General features: G+C 64.0%; 11 protein-coding genes, 1 tRNA gene and 2 pseudogenes. 2 read left to right on the top strand and 12 right to left on the bottom strand.

The features are described from left to right. Positions 1 to 6 precede the first annotated feature (6 nt). The 5 genes and pseudogenes from DB708_RS09195 to lipQ form a co-directional block, all read right to left on the bottom strand. Positions 7 to 2,040: a cytochrome c oxidase assembly protein gene (locus DB708_RS09195; protein WP_108921653.1), complete on the bottom strand. Its 2,034-nt coding sequence runs from the start codon at positions 2,038 to 2,040 to the stop codon at positions 7 to 9. A gap of 37 nt (positions 2,041 to 2,077) precedes the next feature. Then, entirely contained in the window at positions 2,078 to 4,432 is a 2,355-nt protein-coding gene (locus DB708_RS09190; protein ID WP_108921652.1) for a glycerol-3-phosphate 1-O-acyltransferase, read from the bottom strand. Next, the gene (locus DB708_RS09185) at positions 4,429 to 6,171 is read right to left on the bottom strand and encodes an HAD-IB family hydrolase/lysophospholipid acyltransferase family protein (RefSeq protein ID WP_108921651.1); all 1,743 of its coding nucleotides are present in this window, start codon (positions 6,169 to 6,171) and stop codon (positions 4,429 to 4,431) included. Before DB708_RS09185 ends, DB708_RS09190 begins: the two co-directional genes overlap by 4 nt. Further along, a pseudogene (locus tag DB708_RS09180) lies at positions 6,168 to 7,629 on the bottom strand (wax ester/triacylglycerol synthase family O-acyltransferase). The gene DB708_RS09185 and the pseudogene DB708_RS09180 overlap by 4 nt, the downstream one beginning before the upstream one ends. Positions 7,630 to 7,814: 185 nt before the next feature. Next, on the bottom strand, positions 7,815 to 9,050 hold the full coding sequence (gene lipQ / locus DB708_RS09175) for an esterase LipQ (protein ID WP_409347578.1): 1,236 nt from the start codon (positions 9,048 to 9,050) through the stop codon (positions 7,815 to 7,817). Between the two features lie 198 nt (positions 9,051 to 9,248). On the opposite strand from lipQ, the gene DB708_RS09170 reads away from it, so the two are divergent. Next, positions 9,249 to 9,322: transfer RNA gene (locus tag DB708_RS09170), tRNA-Arg, on the top strand. Between the two features lie 122 nt (positions 9,323 to 9,444). On the opposite strand, the gene DB708_RS09165 is transcribed toward DB708_RS09170, so the two are convergent. From DB708_RS09165 to DB708_RS09140, 7 genes and pseudogenes are all read right to left on the bottom strand, one after another. Further along, positions 9,445 to 10,239 (bottom strand): DUF4352 domain-containing protein, encoded by a 795-nt coding sequence (locus DB708_RS09165; protein ID WP_165839780.1) that lies wholly within the window; start codon positions 10,237 to 10,239, stop codon positions 9,445 to 9,447. A 57-nt stretch (positions 10,240 to 10,296) separates the two neighbouring features. After that, positions 10,297 to 10,383, bottom strand: a pseudogene (locus tag DB708_RS28175) (DUF2510 domain-containing protein); the annotation flags it as partial. 113 nt (positions 10,384 to 10,496) lie between these two features. Beyond that, positions 10,497 to 10,895 (bottom strand): DUF4190 domain-containing protein, encoded by a 399-nt coding sequence (locus DB708_RS09160; protein ID WP_165839782.1) that lies wholly within the window; start codon positions 10,893 to 10,895, stop codon positions 10,497 to 10,499. A gap of 35 nt (positions 10,896 to 10,930) precedes the next feature. Beyond that, a complete protein-coding gene (locus DB708_RS09155; protein WP_108921648.1) occupies positions 10,931 to 11,800 on the bottom strand; it encodes a hypothetical protein in 870 nt (289 codons plus the stop codon). Further along, positions 11,797 to 12,354: a hypothetical protein gene (locus tag DB708_RS09150; RefSeq protein WP_108921647.1), complete on the bottom strand. Its 558-nt coding sequence runs from the start codon at positions 12,352 to 12,354 to the stop codon at positions 11,797 to 11,799. The genes DB708_RS09155 and DB708_RS09150 overlap by 4 nt, the downstream gene beginning before the upstream one ends. A 95-nt stretch (positions 12,355 to 12,449) precedes the next feature. Next, the gene (locus tag DB708_RS09145; protein ID WP_165839781.1) at positions 12,450 to 14,291 is read right to left on the bottom strand and encodes a type IV secretory system conjugative DNA transfer family protein; all 1,842 of its coding nucleotides are present in this window, start codon (positions 14,289 to 14,291) and stop codon (positions 12,450 to 12,452) included. A gap of 383 nt (positions 14,292 to 14,674) precedes the next feature. Then, the gene (locus DB708_RS09140) at positions 14,675 to 14,965 is read right to left on the bottom strand and encodes a hypothetical protein (protein WP_108921645.1); all 291 of its coding nucleotides are present in this window, start codon (positions 14,963 to 14,965) and stop codon (positions 14,675 to 14,677) included. Positions 14,966 to 15,275: 310 nt separating this feature from the next. On the opposite strand from DB708_RS09140, the gene DB708_RS09135 reads away from it, so the two are divergent. Next, on the top strand, positions 15,276 to 15,926 hold the full coding sequence (locus DB708_RS09135) for a cutinase family protein (protein WP_108921644.1): 651 nt from the start codon (positions 15,276 to 15,278) through the stop codon (positions 15,924 to 15,926). Positions 15,927 to 16,201 lie beyond the last annotated feature (275 nt).

Genomic DNA, 16,201 nt, shown 5'->3' with positions numbered 1-16,201 from the left:
CGCGAATTACTCCCCGGCCGCAGGCCCCTGCGATGTCGGCTTGGGTCCGCCGCGGGCCAGTTCGGCCAGCATCGCGTTGTAGGCGGTGAGGTCGGCGTCGTCGTCGCGGTCGGCCGCCCGGTCAAGACGCCGCGCGGTGCGGGCGTCGCTGCGCGCCCACTGCACCAGCAACGCGAGCATCACGATCACGAGCGGCACTTCCCCTGCCGCCCAAGCGATTCCGCCACCCAAGCGCTGATCGCCCAGCAGGTCGGTATGCCAACTCAAACCTAGTGACCGGTAGTAAGCCTCGCCGAGCACAGTCGGGGTGCCCATCAGTTCCACACCGAAGAACGCGTGCATGGGCAGCGAGGCGAACACCACACCCACCTTGGCCAGCGGCGGGATCGGCCGTGGTGTGGGGTCCACGCCGATCACCACCCAATAGAACAGGTAACCGCTGACCAGGAAGTGCAGGTTCATCGCCAGATGCCCGGCATGACTGGCCACCGCGTCGTCGAAGATGCTGCTGAAGTACAGACCGTAGAAACCCGCGACGAACAGCACCGTGGCCACGATCGGATTGGTCAGGATGCGTGACACCCGGCTGTGCAGGGCGGCCAACAGCCATTCCCGCATGGCCGGCGGATCATCGCGACCGGCGGCGGGCAGCGCCCGCAACGCCAGGCTGACCGGCGCACCCAGCACCAGCAGGATCGGCACCAGCATCGACAAGCCCATGTGAGCGGCCATGTGCATGCTGAACATCGCCGGCATGTAGCGGCCGACTCCCGAGGACGTCACGAACAGCAGTGTCAGGCAGCCCAGCAGCCAGGCTGCGATGCGGCCGGGCGGCCAGTGATCGCCGCGGCGGCGCAGCCGCACCACGGCCGCTACGTACAGCGCCGCCAAAACGATTGCCGCCGTGCCGAAGACCAGATCGAAGCGCCAATCGATCAGGATGCGCGCCACGGTCGGCGGACCGTCGAAGTCGTAGCCGATCTCGGCCTCCGGAATCGACGGCAGCCGCAGCGGTGGCGGCGGCGGTGGTGTGCGGCCCAGCCCGACGGCGATACCGAACGTCACGCCGAACAGGGCCGCCTCGACCAGCGCCAGCCGGACCAGCACGCTGCGCTTTTGCGGATCATCTTGCAGCGCAACAACTCCGGCGCGTCGCTGACGCCAGCCCAGCACGCCCAGCGCACACAACGCGACGAACTTGGCCAGCACCAACCGTCCGTACGTGGTGGTCAGCAGGTCCGACGGCAACACCCGCACCAGGGCGTTCATCACACCGCTGAGCGCCATCGCGACCCAGCACCACAGGGCGATGGCCGAGAAACGCCGGGCCGCAAGCGCAAGGTGGTCAGCGCCGCGCAGTGCGTGGGCGAGCAGAGCCAGCAAGCCACCGGCCCACAAACTGGCGGCGACGAGGTGAATCAGGAGGCTGTTGGTAGCCAGGTCATGCGAGCCACCGGCCGACGAGTGGCCCGTCAGCCCCAACGGGATCAGGGTGGCCACCGACCCGGCGACCAGCAGTGGGGTCCACGACCAGCGCAGCACCGCCAAACTGGCCAGCGTCACCACCGCGGCCAGGATCGCCGTCCAGCGCCAGGCGGAAGCGGTGCCGATCAGGCTGGCCAAAGACCACAGCCGCAGCGGATTGAGGTGCTCGGACAGCCGATGACCGGAGACGTCGGAAATGGTCAGCGGGATCAGCAGGAACGCGCACACCGCCCACCCGCCCGACGCCACCGTCCCCACCCGCAGGGCGCGGTAGCCGGCGGCGTCGAGCACGCCCGACTTCTGCGGCGGCACCAAGAACGCGGCAAAGAGAAACGAACCCACCGCAAGCACCGCGGCGATCTCGCCCGCCGCCCGAACGAACGGCAGACCCAGCGTGGTCGCCGAGCCAGGATCGGGCAGGCCGGTGGCGGTCAGCGCGTCGGCCAGCGATAACGCCCCGATGCCCGCGGCCGTGCAGCCTGCCAGCACCGCAACGCCGGTAAGCAGCGGCCACACCAGGTCTCGGGCCTTGGCTGCGGACTGGCCAACCGTCATGCATTCAGGGTATGGGCGGCGGCCCGCAAAGACCGCGCTACCCGGCCTGGCGGGCGGTGCGCTCCTGACGCGCTTGATATTCGCGGGCGGCGAACTGGTTGCGCGCGATTTGCTCGACATACCCGAAATCCCGCAGAATCGCCCGCAATTCGCGCCGGAAGGCGGCCCGGCGCTCGGTCAGATCCGCGGCCGGCGCGATCAGATCCTGGTCGGCAACGACCTGGCGCGCGGTGGCGAAGAGCAACGTGGACACCGATTCGCTGCTGCGCACCCGGGTCTGTGCCACGTATTGCCGACCGACCCCGAGCGCCAACTCGGTGAGTTCGTTTTGTCCGATATCCGCGGGCGCATCCCGCAACACGTCGGCGACGATCTCGTAGGCCTCGAAGAACACCCGCAGCATCGCGTCGGACATCAACGGCCGCTTGGCAAACAGCATCGCGTCGATCTCCTCGCCGCCGGCGGCGACGTGTGCCTCCCAATCGTCATGCCATGCCATCTCTTCGGCGATGTTGTCGCGGAACGCCGCCGAATCGGCGAAGTAGAAGTCGAACTTCAGCAGATCGCGCAGCCGCATCGCCTGAGCCCAGAACGCTCCGATGCGATCGCCTTCGGCGTGTCTGGCGTGCGCCAGAGCCAGTTCGACGATCGAGGTCTCCAGGAAGGCGTGGATGACCGAGTTGCGGTAGAACGCCGCGGCGTGCTCCTGGTCGGGCTCGATGAGCCACACCGGCTCGCGGCCACTGTCGACGCGGGTGATCGGGTGTCCGTTGGACAGTGCGTCGACGGCCGCGCCCACCCCTTCGCTCGTGCGCAGCCGCAACGCACTCGTCGACACCGGGGTGTTCTTGCGGTCGAGATAGTCCAGTGCATCTTGCAACGTGTGGTGCAGTTGGTCCAGCGTGAGCGCGGCGCCGCGGGTGGTGAGCAGCAATCCGCACACCAAACCCGTCGCCGTCACCGGCGTCGCCCGCAGGATCCGCCACGCGACTTCGAACGACATCTTCTGCAGTGCAAGCCGTTTAGCGTCGTTGTCTTGGGCCAGCGCCCCATGCGGCGGGCCGAGGTGCTGCCGCATCGAGACGGCTTCGGGGAAACGGACATAGATCTTGCCGTAGTTGCGTTCGCCCTGAGCCTTGATGAAGTTGTACAGCCACAGCACGCCTTCGGGTGTCTTTTCTCCGCCGCGCGCGTAGGCGGCGTATTCGGCCGTCTCGTGCAACTGGTCGAAACCGATCGAGACCGGTTGCAGCAGAATGTCTTCGCTGCGGCCGTCAAGATAGGCATCGGCCACATACGACATCAGACCGAGCTTGGGCGGCAGCATCTTGCCGGTGCGCGACCGAGTGCCTTCGATGGACCAGCTCAGATTGAATCGCTTCTCGACGATGTAGCCGACGTATTCGCGCAGCACGTACTTGTAGAGCGGGTTGTTGGCGATGTCGCGGCGGATGAAGATGACGCCAGAGCGGCGCAGTAACGGGCCCATCAATCCGAAAGACAGGTTGATACCGGCGAAAACATGCACCGGCGGCAACCGGTTTTCCTGCATCGCGACCGGCACCACCGCACCGTCGATGTAGGACCGGTGCGAGAACAGCAGCACCGCCGGATGAACTTCCAGCCCGTTGCGCATCGCCGCGATCTGAAATGTGTCGTAGTCGATCTCCGGTTCGAAACCGCGGCAGATCAGCTTGGCTAGAACGGAAACCAGGTCGACGGACACCCGGCTCCATCCGGTGGCCAATTCGTCGAGCATCTTGCCCGCTTCGTCGACCTTTGCGTCCGGAATCTTCTTCAAGCCCGCGCGAAATCGGGTGGATGCCAAGATCTCTGGCTTCAGCAATCGCGGGGATTTGTACTGCGGTCCCAGGATTCGATACTCGGCACGTTCCAATGCCAAAAGGGCACGGCGCGCGATGAACTGAGCGAAATCTCGCTCGTCCTGACCGACGGTAGTGTCGCGCCATTGCTGGCGGAGTTCGGACACCTTGGCCGCCTCGCCGGCCACCACCCGCGCCCGGTGCCGATCCTTGCGCAGGATGTAACGCTGCCGACGTTGGTTGGGGTGGTAGGGATCCCAGCCGGGAAGCAGCCCGGCCAGCTTCGCGGCCCTGCCGCGATCCGGTGCCGGTAGCCAGAACACCCGCACCGGCACAATCGATCTGTCTTCTCCGGACTCAAGCTGATCCACAAGCAGATTCAGCGCCGTCTGCGGCGCATCACCCGGCGGCAGTTTGAGCACGTCGAACTTCACATCCGGATTCTGGGCGCGCTGCTGGCTCAGCCAATCCATCACCAGCTGCGTTTCGACGCCCGACTCCATGGACGCCAACACCAGCGAATCTTGCGCGGTCAGGACTGCGCTGGTATTTGCGGCCGGTTGTGTCACGTGCGCCCTCTGGGCCGAGACGTCGACCCGGCGCCGCCGGGCTGGTCCGCGTCGGGCCGCGGCGCTTCACCGTCTTTGAGAGCGACCTCGGACTCATTCGGATTCGGCTGGGCCGGTTGCGATTTGGCTGCGGGTTTGGCTGTCGCCTTTTTGGGCCTGGTCTTCTTGGCTGGGGCCTTGGTCCCGGCGGCTTTGGCAGCGGACCTGGCTCGGGCCTTCTTCGCCGCTTTCTTCTCGGCGTACAAGTCGACCTGGGGTAGTTCATCGACGGGCCAGTTGGCCAAAGTGTCCAGATACAGCTGACGTACCTCGGCGATGCGATCCGGCAGCGTCTCAACTGTCCAGTCCTGCACCGGAATCGGCGGGAACACCGCGACGTCAACCGTGCCGGGATTGATCGTGGTGGAATTTCGGGCCGCGACGATCTCCGCATTGCGAATCACGATCGGCACCACGGGGATACCCGCCGCCATCGCGAGACGGAAGGGTCCCTTTTTGAACGGCCCGACCTCGGTGGTGTCCAGTCGGGTGCCTTCCGGTGCCATCAGAATGGAGAGTCCATTTTTGGCTCGGTCTTCGACCGTCTGCATGGTCTCCAGAGCGGCGCCATGATCGTCGCGGTCGATGAATACACCGTCCAGCAGCTTCCCGAGCGTGCCCATGATCGGATCACGCTCAAGTTCCTTTTTACCCACGGCAACCCAGTTGTCACGTATCAGCGCACCGGAGATTATCGGGTCGACTTGGTTGCGATGGTTGAAGATGAAGACGGCCGGCCGCTGCGCGGTCAGATTGTCTTTTCCGATGACATTCAAATGCACTCCGGTAGCCGCCAAGACGGCCTGGGAAAAGTTGGAGGTGAAGAAGTTCACGCCACGCCGCCGGCTGCCCGTCAGCACGCCCACCGCCACCGCACCGGCCCCGACCGGGAACATCGACCCAAAGCCCGCGAGAGTCCGCAACTGTCGCCGCAGGCCCACCGGTCCGCGGCTGCTGAACCGCAGGATCGGCCAGCCACGTCGCTTGGCCACGGCGGCCATCTTGCCTTCGGGGTTGGTCGGCCGCGGATTGCCGACCAAATACATCAGCGCGACGTCCTCGTCGCCGTCGGCATAGAAGTAGCTGTCCTTGAGATCGATGCTGTTTTCGGCCGCAAACCGTTGCACCGCAGCGGCTTTGCCCGGACCCCATAAGATCGGCTCCACGACACTGCCGGTGAGCAAGCCGTCTTCGTTGGTCTCGAATCTGTTGGTCAAAGTGTTGACGATCCCGAGGAAGCGGGCCACCGGATTGACCTGAATGGTCAGCGCCGACGAACTGAGCACCACGGTGTGTCCGCGAGCCACGTGTGCGCGCACCAGCTCCCGCATCTCCGGGTAGATCCGCGACTCGATCCGCTGGGCGAAGAGCCGCTCGCCGATCTCGTCGAGATCGGTCAGCAGCCGACCGGCTAGCGCAGCGGAGGCCTTACCGATCAGGTCCTCGAACTCGATGCGTCCGAGCGTATGGTTGAGCCCGGCCTGCACCATGCTGAGCAGCTCGCCCACGCCCATGTCGCGTCGACGCAACCGCTCTTGGGTGAGGATCACCGCGGTGAAGCCCGCGACCAAAGTCCCGTCCAAGTCGAAGAAGGCGCCGATCTTGGGCCCTTCGGGACTGGCGAGGATCTCGGCGACCGAACCGGGCAGGCGCAAATCCTTTGCGGGCGCTGCCTTCTGGTCTTCTTCGGCGCGGCTCATGAGCCCGCCACCGATTGAGATGGCGCATCGGCTTGTTCGGTGAACGAAGCCGGCACCGCACGTGGCGGCGGATCACCGGCCAGCGCGAGTATCTCGTCGAAACCTTCCAGCAGACATTGGGCGAACAACGCCTCCTTCTGCACGGCTGCCCGGTCATAGCGCACGGTGATGGTGCACCACCCCCCTCGTGAAATCAGGACCACCATCATCGCTACACCAGGCAGTGGACCAATACCGTACTGCCGCAGGACCTTTGCGCCAGCAATGTAAGTATCGCCCGGGTACACCGGAACGTTGCTCGCCTGCACATCGGAGCCGACCACCGACCCAGTGATCCCCTCCAGCACCGCCGACGGCAAAACACTGAGCACCGGCGCCATCGAACCGATGATGTTCATCGCGGGCTCGTCGCGGCGCTGGGTCATCTGGGAACGGATCTTCTTCATCCGCGACACCGGATCGGCGGTGCCCAGCGGAGCCGCCAAATTGACTCCCGTGAACCGATTGCCGCCGGCGGTGTCGGCGTCGGCCCGCAAACTGACCGGCACCGCCATCGGCAACGTGCTGATCGGCACTCCCAATGCCTGGTGGTAGCGGCGTAAGGCGCCGGACAAACCCGCCAGATACGCGTCGTTGATCGACCCGCCGCCGGCTTTCGCGGCCCGGTGCAGATCCGAGAGCCGGATGTCGATCGCCTCGGTGCGCGAGGCCAGGCTGCGCCGGCGAGGGGTCCGCAGCACGGTTGACGACCCGCACACCCGAGACGGCGTAATCCACGATCCCTGACACCGTTGAGACAGGTTCCAGTAGCGCTCGCCCGGCCGCGGAAACCGCCCCGGCCACCGCGCCCGCCACGCTGCCGACGATGGCGAACGGCAACCGATTGAGGCCTTGCCGCATCAGATCGTTGGGTGACAGATCCTGCGGGATGGGCAGCGGCGGTATCGGCCTGGCTGGCGGATCGCGCTCGAGATCGTAGATCTCGGCGAACATCTCCACCCCGCCGACGCCGTCGGTGACCGCGTGGCTGATATGCAGCAGTGTCGCGGCCTGGCCGTCGGGCAGACCCTCGACCAGGGTGGCCGTCCACAGTGGGCGCGAGATGTCCAGCGGTGACTGCAGGATCAGCTCAGCGAGATCGAATACTTCGCGCAAGGTGCCGGGTTGGGACACGCGTATCCGCCGGACGTGGAAGTCCAGGTTGAAGTCGGGGTCCACCACCCAGCGCGGATTGGCCGTCGGCAGCGTCGGCACCACCACCTTCTGCCGCAGCCGCAGCACCTTTCGCGACGCGTTTTCGAATCGGGTGCGAAACCGGTCCCAGTCCGGGGTGGTGTCGAGCAGTTCCAGCGCCATGATGCCCGAGCGGGTCCGCGGATTCGCCTCGCCCCGGTGCAGCAGATAGTCGACCGGGCCGAGCTCGTCGGACGCCCCAACGCCCTCAACAGAGTCAGCCATGATCATTCACCCGACGCGTCAACCTCGTCACCGCCGATCAAGCCTCCTGCCTCAGCTCCGCCAACCGGAAAGACACACCAACGCTAGTCGGGTTGACGCGCTGGTGAAAGGCACGATTCGGTCGCTACGGCGAGCACATCGGCGCGGCGGACGAAAGGTTGTCGCAGGCAGTTGATCCGCGCAACTCAGCTGGCCGACGACGCCGAGAGCGGCCACGCATCGAGCGCCGAGCTCTGGTGCCGTCCATACACGATGCCCAGGAAGTCGGCGACAGCGTTGGCGGCTAGCCGCGATCGGGCCGTGGACAGGATGTCGAAAGCGTGGTGGGCGTTGGCGAGCTCGGCGTACGTCACGGTCACAGCTCCGGCGCCGCGCATCGCCGCGCAGAACGTCCGAGCCTGGGTGCAGGGAACCAACTCGTCTTTCGCACCGTGCAGCACGAAGAACGGGGGCGCCTCGTCGTGCACATAGGAAATCGGTGACGCCGCCTCGAACCGCTCGGGTGCCTCGGCGTACCGAGCCCGCATCACGAACTGCTCGAGGAACGGCAGTATCAGTTCGTGCATGACGTGGGCGTTGGTGAAGTCATAGACCCCGTAGTAGGGCACGGCCGCCTGGACCGTGGTGTCGGCGTCTTCGAATCCGGGCTGAAACCGCGGGTCATTGGGGGTCAGTGCGGCCAGCGAAGCCAGGTGCCCGCCCGCCGAGCCGCCGGTGATCGCGATGAAGCTGGGGTCGCCACCGTAGTCGGCGATGTTCTCGCGGACCCAGGCGATCGCCCGCTTCACGTCGACCAGGTGCGCCGGAAACGTGGAGCGCGGGCTCTTGCTGTAGTCGATCGACACGCAGATCCAGCCGAGTTCCACCATCCGGCTCATCAGCGTGTAGGCCTGGCCGCGCTTGCCATTGACGGCCCACGCCCCTCCCGGGACCTGGATCAGCACCGGGGCGCGGCGGCCCGGGGCCATGTCATGACGTCGCCAGATGTCGAGCAGATTGTCGCGACCACGAGGACCGTACGAAATGTCCGAGGTTTCAGCGGCATACCGGCGGTGTGGGCCGGGCCGGCTCAACAGCCCGCTGCGCGGCGCACACTCGGATTCCGCGCACGGCGGATGGGAAACCTCGTCGACGTAGCCCGACCCGAAAGACTCCTCGAGAGCCGCGGTGAGCGTTTGCTCAGCACGCTGACCGGCCCAGGTGGCGCCGACACGCCCGATGGACGGCGCCGAGACCCGGGACAACGCGTGCCCGGTCACCACGTGCGGGGGGAATTCCGTGGAAAGCCAGCCGGCGAACCAGCCCAGGGCGAACGGTGAGCCGCGCAGCAGCAGAGCAGCCGCCCGAGAGGCTCCCTTGGCATCAGCTACCAGGCGAAACGCTTGAGAACCCGCCCTCGCGTACCGCGCAGTCCTACTCATGGCCAGGCCCATTGAAACGACACTCCTCGACGTTATACACACGCCTCGTTGCGGTTAACAGCTGTTGACCAGCTGATGTTGTACGTGTGTCGAGGTTCAATACGATAACTGATTTCTATAGCGGTGCAAGGCATTTCGCGCGTGTCGCGTCGGCGAGTCGGGATGTCGTCCATAGTTGGATAGACTGACCTGCGCATTGCCTCCGTAGCTCAGGTGGATAGAGCAAGGGCCTTCTAATCCCTAGGTCGCACGTTCGAGTCGTGCCGGGGGCACAAACTGTTTCCACAGGTAGAAGCGGCACCTAGGCGGGCCTAACAGATTCGCTCAGGCGTTCGAGCACCCCCTTATCATCCGCTTGGCGCTGGCGAGATCTCGCCGCGTCGCCGTACGCACCCTATTGCGGCGGCAGCAATTCGACGACGCCGCGCGAATTCGCTGACGCGTGCAGTTCCAAAGCGCCCCCGGAAGGCACGCCCGTCGGCACGTCGAATGGCAGCGGCACCGTAGCAGTGCCCCCAGGGCTGACGATCGTTTCCAAGGTCAGCGTCCACAAGGCCGCTACGGGGTCGACGGCATAGACGACGCCGTTAATCCTGAGTTTCTGGTAGGACGCGATAAATACCTCGGGTTGCTTGCCGTTGTTGGTGATCGTCAACGCAACAGTGAGGAATGTGCCCTCGGCCATCGTCTGCAGGAAGGGGACATTGGGGTTGGCGACGGTCTTCGATCGGATCACCGACGTGACCGCGAACGTGAAATCGCCATCGGCAATTTGTTGGCCTATTCGTACCGGGGATACCGAGGGTTGGGCTGACGCAATTGCCGGCGCGGAGGGCGGCGCCGGAAAAACCGGAAAGAATGGAAGCGGAATATCAAGCGCCGGAGGGGGATTCATCGGACGTGGTATCGGTCTGCTCGCGGGGCGAGTCACCGTGACCGTCTGCGCCGAAACCGCGCGCGACGTCTGATCGGCCGATCGGGCGTTGACCGTGGCTATCACGGCGAAGACGATAAGACCCGTGACGACAGCAACTCCGGCCGTGAGGGATTGGCGAGCTGAGCGCCCAGGTTTCGGAAGAGACTCCACGAGGGGCTCGACGGCGGGCTTGATCCCGAACATTCCCCATTGATCGTCACCACTAAGCAACGCCTGGTGCTGATCGTCTGCACGCGCGCCGATCTCGGCCATTTCTCGGAGGCGTAGCCGCCCCGGGCCAATGGCCCTCTTGGCTAGCGCGATCAAACCAGCGGTCCAGCCCGTCCCGTCCCAATACCGCTTCCCCTGGGCGCCTGACGGGCCCGGGTGCCAGCCTGAGGAGGTAGGCCTTGCCATTTGACGTGGACGCTACGCCAACAGAACCCTGCGCGAAGGCCTATTCATCGTCGGCAGAAGTCGGCATTACCCCCCTGGTCCGGGCCCGGTCTCAGAACTCGTCCTTGAGGTTGTTAACGCGAGATAAGCGCAGCACCCCATATGCCTACGAACCCGATAATGCCGATGATTACGCCGGCAAGTGCGATAGCGCGGCCGCCTTCACCGGTGTGCTTGATCTGGTTCAGCGCAACGTAGCCGAGGACGGCCCCGACGGCACCCCCGAGACCGATACACAACCACCCAACCAAGGAAAACACCAGCGAATAGATGGCCAGCCGATTGGTGTTATTGAGGCGTGGCGGGCCTACCGCGGATGGCGGCGCCGGCAGATGACCGTAACCGGCCGGCGAAAAGGCACCCCCTGGGGAACCCGGGTTCGATGGCGGAAAGCTGAATTCGCCGGGCGGCGGGGGCGGAGCGCTACTGGGCTGATTGTATTGCTTGTTCGGATCGAAGTCGCCCATCGTCATTCTCATTCTCCTAACTTCCGGTATCGAGTCTCGGATCAAAGTTCTCGGGGCTTGAACTCACGGACTGGCTCAGGCTTCGAAAGCGCTGCGATGGCGACATCGGCTTGTTTAGTAAGGATCGTTTCCTGTGCGCTGACGCGCTCCGTCATCTGTTTTTTCTGTTCGTTCGGCGGATCATTTTTGATCCGCTCCTGAAAGAGCTTGTTGCTCTCCAGCAATTTCTCCGTCTCCGATTCGATCTTTTTAGCTTCGCTTTCCGCCTGCCGACCTATATCGTCAACCGTGCGATCAGAGCGATCGCCAAGTTGGTTGCTGGCCAACTTGCCGCCATCTCTGACCTTGTCCGCAAGCTGCCGTCCGGCCTCGGCAATCCGGATCTGTGATTCGGCGAACGGCCCTCCGATGTCATTAGCCAGGTCGATTTTCGAAGGGCCATCCGGCGGCGGCCGATCCGGTAGATCGACGGGGTTGTGCCCATCCGAGCGCCGGATTTCAGCTGACAAGTTGGCTTCATACGCCTTGCTTGCGATGCCCGCGTCCATCTCCTTCTGCTGCTCGTCACGTTTCTTAATCGCTTCGAGGGGCTGGGCAATCAATTCAGCAATTTCGTTGAGGCCGTCCGCAAGCTCTTTGTTTTCTGCTGCTCTGTCCTCTTTGACAACCTCGCCCTTGGTCACTTGCTGGATCTCCTCCAGCCGCTGGGCTTCTCGGGCTATGTCGTTTGTTTCGCATATGGCGAGGAGCGCCGTTTTGTCGTTCCCCCTGTACTGCTGAGTGTGTTGCATCGGATTGCCGTTCAGACGCACATCGGTTTCCAAAACATGTGCCGCAATGTCAGTGAAACCGGCGGCCAGGCACATCCCAAATTGGACGGCATCCCTCCAGCCGATCGTGGGTTTGCTCATTGCACCCCCTCAAGTTGGACGACTTCGTTCCGGACCAGCATTGGCAGTGCCGCTGTTAGCGTCTCAATACATCGCGGGTGTCCGGGATCGGGGCGAACCGCGTCCAGCGCGTCGCAGGTGATCGAGATGGGAGTGACGCCGTCGCATCGCAGCAGTACCTCGAAGAGGTAGGCGTTCACCTGTAATTTTGTATTGTTGCGGCCGAGCATTAGGAACGTCGGGCTGACTTCCGTGCCATTGCCCAGGCATTCGCCGATGAGCCGAAGGGCCAGCCGTCCCACCCGGCGCTGTATATCTGGTCCCTCATCGATGATCAGTTCGGCTTCTTGCAGCGCGCGAACGCGATCGTCGACATCCGGAATGCCTTGGGCGGTCCCCCAAGAAATCAACGTCTCGGCCTGAGGGGCTGCGGCTGTTGCGCGCCATATGCGGTATAGGTCCAAGTCGAGGTAGACCAACTTGCCGCCAAGTCGAACGATTCCTGAGCACGCAGGAATTCCGTCGAGGCCCGAATTGACGCCTCCCGGAGTGCCAACCGCTAGCAGCCAACCCATTGCTCAGTGTCCTTCGGTGGACTGGCTGTGGCGTCGTCTGCGGGTGCACGTCCTGCGGATTGGCTGGCGACGCTGCGTTGGTGTGCGCATAGCGGTCACTCCGACGACACAGCCATCCGGCGGGCGAACTCGGGGTTCTGGAAAGCGAAGTCTTTAGAAACCCGAGCCGGCCGAGACCCGTTTGCCAGCACAATCTGCACATCTCGGAACGCCGGACCTGCCAGCTCGTGTGGCTCCACGAGGCGCCGGCGCGAATTATCCTGCAGCGACTCGACATAGCCGATTTCGTCGGAGATCCGTTCCGCCAGTCCGTCAGCCCCGCTTGGGTTCATGTATATACGGATCGCACACGACCCCAGCATCCCATCGGCATTCTCGTAGGCGGACTTCAACTGGCCCACACTCTGGGCAAACATCCACAGACGAAGCCCGTATTTGCGACCGATGTTGAGCGCCTCGTCCACAGGAGGCATTGTGCGGAGGCGGGGCAGCTCGTCGAGCATGAACAGGATCGGTGGCGAACCACGTGGCGGAACCGGCCCGCCAGTGAGTGTGCGGATGTGCTGACCGATGAATACGCGCAACAACGAGAGGTAAGCCTCGACCTCGTTGGGCCGCATATAGATGTACACGGTCGGATTGGACCCATCCCGAAGGTCGAGCGGGTCCCAATCCGAGCGCTGGGTGGCACGCGAGACCCGCTCGCCGGTCCACGCCGTAAGACTCGAACGCGCGGTCTGCAACACACTGCTCAGCGTTTTCTCGTTCATCGACGACAACGCGGTCGCATGCTGGGTCATCACATGCATATCGGTGGCCATCCGCAGGCCATCGATCATCCTTTCCCAGGGCTCGCCACCGAACAGCACGTCAAGAACCTCGTGCATGGGCCGTTGATCGGGCGGGCTCAGGTAACACGCGTTGGCAATCGCCGCGGTCAGAGCGGTGCGCGCCTCGTTTTCCCAGAACGGGTCGGAAGCACCGAGCGACGGCACGATCATCATCTCGGCAAGCAGCCGGGAATCCTCCCACAGATAGTCACGATCGCTGCGCACGAACGTGAGTGGGTTGTATTTGTGACTGTCCTCGGGTTCCAACGGGCTGAACTTGAACACCGGACCGACGTTGGCGGCTCGCCACGCGGCGGTGTGCTCGTAAATGTCACCCGAGATGTCCAGCACTACGGCGGGCCCCGGCCACGACAGCAGGTTGGGGTAGACGTTGCAGGCGGTCTTACCTGACCCTGGCGGCGCAATCGTGACTATCGATCCCTCGCCCGAGTAGGTCAGTGGAGTCTTGTCCGACAGTGATCCGATATGGAGGGGGTAGGCGCCTTGCGGGGCGAACGGAGAACTCGCGATGTTACTGCCCCGAATCCAGTTCGCGTCCCCCGAGGACGATGTCTGAGTTGCGAACGGCTCCAGCTGCTGGCGAAGCGTCGGATGGAGGTCAGCGCGTTCGAGGATTTGTTTAAGCTGCTGCTGCAATTGGTTCGCCGTCTGGTCGACCGTCAACTGGTGGTTCTGTATCGCCCACGGGACCGCTGACTGCCCACTGGGTAGCGCACTGGACTGCACGTACCATGCTGTGCCGGGCTCCTCGGTGCCCTTGCCGTCGCCCCAGATGAGTGCGGTCCGGCACTTTCTGTAGAAATGCTCTCTGCCCTCATAGACGCTGTTCAGGATTTCTGCCAGCTTGAGATACGTGCGCTCCCGGAAGTCCATCGACGCCAAGCTTCTACTGACGGTGAAGGACACATAACCGGTGTGGGGGATGTCCTTCACCAGCGGGCCGATTTGGGCGTGAATCGTTTGGTGCCAAGATGCGTCCACGACCAATTTGGCCCACATCGTCGCCGTTCGCTCCGCGAACACCGCCTCGATCCGTTCCACACGGCTGTCGTGGTCAGGTCCGAGCCAAGCCAGCCAATTGGCCATGTAATAGTCGGCCTCCTGCTGGGCTCGTGCAAGATCTCGTCGGACTGAGGCTTCGTTCTGGACTCGCATCATCCGCTCCCGCAGGTTGGCGCTTAGAGGTTGATCGCCAGCACACGAGCTGGCGCAAACGCCAACTCGAATGTCGCGCATAGTGTACTGACAAACGGAGGTCGAGATCAGGCTTTATTTGAAATTGATTTGACGAATCTGGCGGTCGCGTCACGCTCGCTGAAACAATTGCTATCGCGCGACAGCGACGTCATATGCTCTGGTTCGTCAAGGCGCTGAATTGTGGTGCGGTGCAGCCACTCCAAGACGTTGGACCTCTGCACGGGGCACTGCTACCGCGGTACTGCGAAGGCCCCTCGTGTCGCCCCGTGGGTTCAATACAGGAAGTAGCCGCCCTTGTCGTTGTGATCGTCGTTGATTAGTTCGATCATCTTCTGCTGCAGCAGAGAGGTGTCCGGAAAGAACCATTTGTCGGATTGCGGGCAGCGCAACGCTGTCCGTTGGGTATCGCCCACCCGTGGCCAGTCTTCTTCCGCCCGGCCGGGAACCGCGATTCGAATTGGTTGATCCGCGGTCTGCTTTATCAGGGTGCCCACGCAGTTACCTTCCGGAGCGAACAGCTCAAGCACGCCAATGCCGGCGGCGGTGGGGGGCGGCTTTGTCATCGGCGTCCCTATCTGTTGTGGTAATCCGGACAGTAGGCGTCAACGGCAGCGCAAACCACTGTGGCCCTCCGCCAAGAGCGGCCGCATATCCTTGCTCCCGATAACACCGGGTTATTTACTGCGCAGTCGCCCGACGGGGTCGCGTTGTTCTATGCGTATCCGACCGACACCCGGGAACCACGGCCGTATCGATAGCGGGCGGCATTGACAACTGGGGTGGCCGATCGCACCCACAGCACCCCGGGGCACGGTGTGTCAGCATGGGGACGTGAACGCACGCCAGTTCGCTTGTTCGCTGGGTGCCGCAGTGATGACAACCTTGGCGACGCTGCTGAACGCACCGCTGCTCATCGCCCCCGCATCCGCTGCTGCATGCCCCGACATCGAGGTGACCTTCGCTCGCGGCACCAACGAGCCGCCCGGCGTTGGTACGGTCGGCCAGCAATTCATCGATGCACTGCGCTCGCAGGTTGGGGGTCGGTCCGTCGGGGTGTATCCCGTCAACTACCCCGCCGGCGAGGATTTCGCCCCGTCAGCATCCGCCGGCGGCAGCGACATCCACGCTCATGTTCAGTCCGTGGTCGCCAACTGTCCCAACACCAAGCTGGTGCTTGGCGGATATTCCTTGGGCGCCATGGCAATAGACCTGGCGACCATCGCCCGCATGCCGGTTGTCGGATTGGTCCCGGATCTACTGACGGCGGACGAGGCTAGTCACGTTGCCGCCGTCGCCACCTTCGGGAATCCGTCGGACAGATATCTGGGGGCTCCCATGAGCGAAGTCAGCCCGTGGTACGGCGCCAAAGCCATCGACCTGTGTGCACCCGGCGATCCGGTATGCACGCCGGGCGGGGCACTTGCACTGCCCTCGCATGACGAGCTGTTCTCTGCGGTGCACCTGTCTTATCCGCAGTCCGGGATGCCCGGCCAGGCCGCGAGTTTCGCAGCAAGCCATGTCTGACACCGCACGGATGACCAGACGTCTTCCACTACATGCGGCAGATGAGGCAAAATCGCGCTGGTGACGACTCCGCAAGGGCCCCCGGGCGGCGACCCGTCCGAAGGCGCTCGTCCGCCCCGGCCGGGCGGGCCCGCCAATCAGCCGGTCCCCCCAAGACCACAGGGTCCTGGGCGTCCGTCCGAATCGGAGACTCGCCGAATCCCCTTGCGTGACGTTCCGCAGCAGCCACCCGGCCGTAACGCCCCCCGGCAGCCACCGCCGCAGCCCAGCCAACC

The sequence above is a fragment of the Mycobacterium montefiorense genome, assembly GCF_003112775.1.
GTDB lineage: Bacteria > Actinomycetota > Actinomycetes > Mycobacteriales > Mycobacteriaceae > Mycobacterium > Mycobacterium montefiorense.
This window is presented reverse-complemented; position numbering and strand designations above follow the sequence as displayed.

Excerpts from the sequence above, each read along its gene's own strand:
- DB708_RS09160 (WP_165839782.1), bottom strand. The coding sequence starts at position 10,895 with ATGACGATGGGCGACTTCGATCCGAACAAGCAATACAATCAGCCCAGT.
- DB708_RS09150 (WP_108921647.1), bottom strand. The coding sequence starts at position 12,354 with ATGGGTTGGCTGCTAGCGGTTGGCACTCCGGGAGGCGTCAATTCGGGC.
- DB708_RS09155 (WP_108921648.1), bottom strand. The coding sequence starts at position 11,800 with ATGAGCAAACCCACGATCGGCTGGAGGGATGCCGTCCAATTTGGGATG.
- DB708_RS09135 (WP_108921644.1), top strand. The coding sequence starts at position 15,276 with ATGACAACCTTGGCGACGCTGCTGAACGCACCGCTGCTCATCGCCCCC.
- DB708_RS09195 (WP_108921653.1), bottom strand. The coding sequence starts at position 2,040 with ATGACGGTTGGCCAGTCCGCAGCCAAGGCCCGAGACCTGGTGTGGCCG.
- DB708_RS09185 (WP_108921651.1), bottom strand. The coding sequence starts at position 6,171 with ATGAGCCGCGCCGAAGAAGACCAGAAGGCAGCGCCCGCAAAGGATTTG.
- DB708_RS09140 (WP_108921645.1), bottom strand. The coding sequence starts at position 14,965 with ATGACAAAGCCGCCCCCCACCGCCGCCGGCATTGGCGTGCTTGAGCTG.
- lipQ (WP_409347578.1), bottom strand. The coding sequence starts at position 9,050 with ATGAGTAGGACTGCGCGGTACGCGAGGGCGGGTTCTCAAGCGTTTCGC.
- DB708_RS09165 (WP_165839780.1), bottom strand. The coding sequence starts at position 10,239 with ATGGCCGAGATCGGCGCGCGTGCAGACGATCAGCACCAGGCGTTGCTT.
- DB708_RS09145 (WP_165839781.1), bottom strand. The coding sequence starts at position 14,291 with ATGGCCAATTGGCTGGCTTGGCTCGGACCTGACCACGACAGCCGTGTG.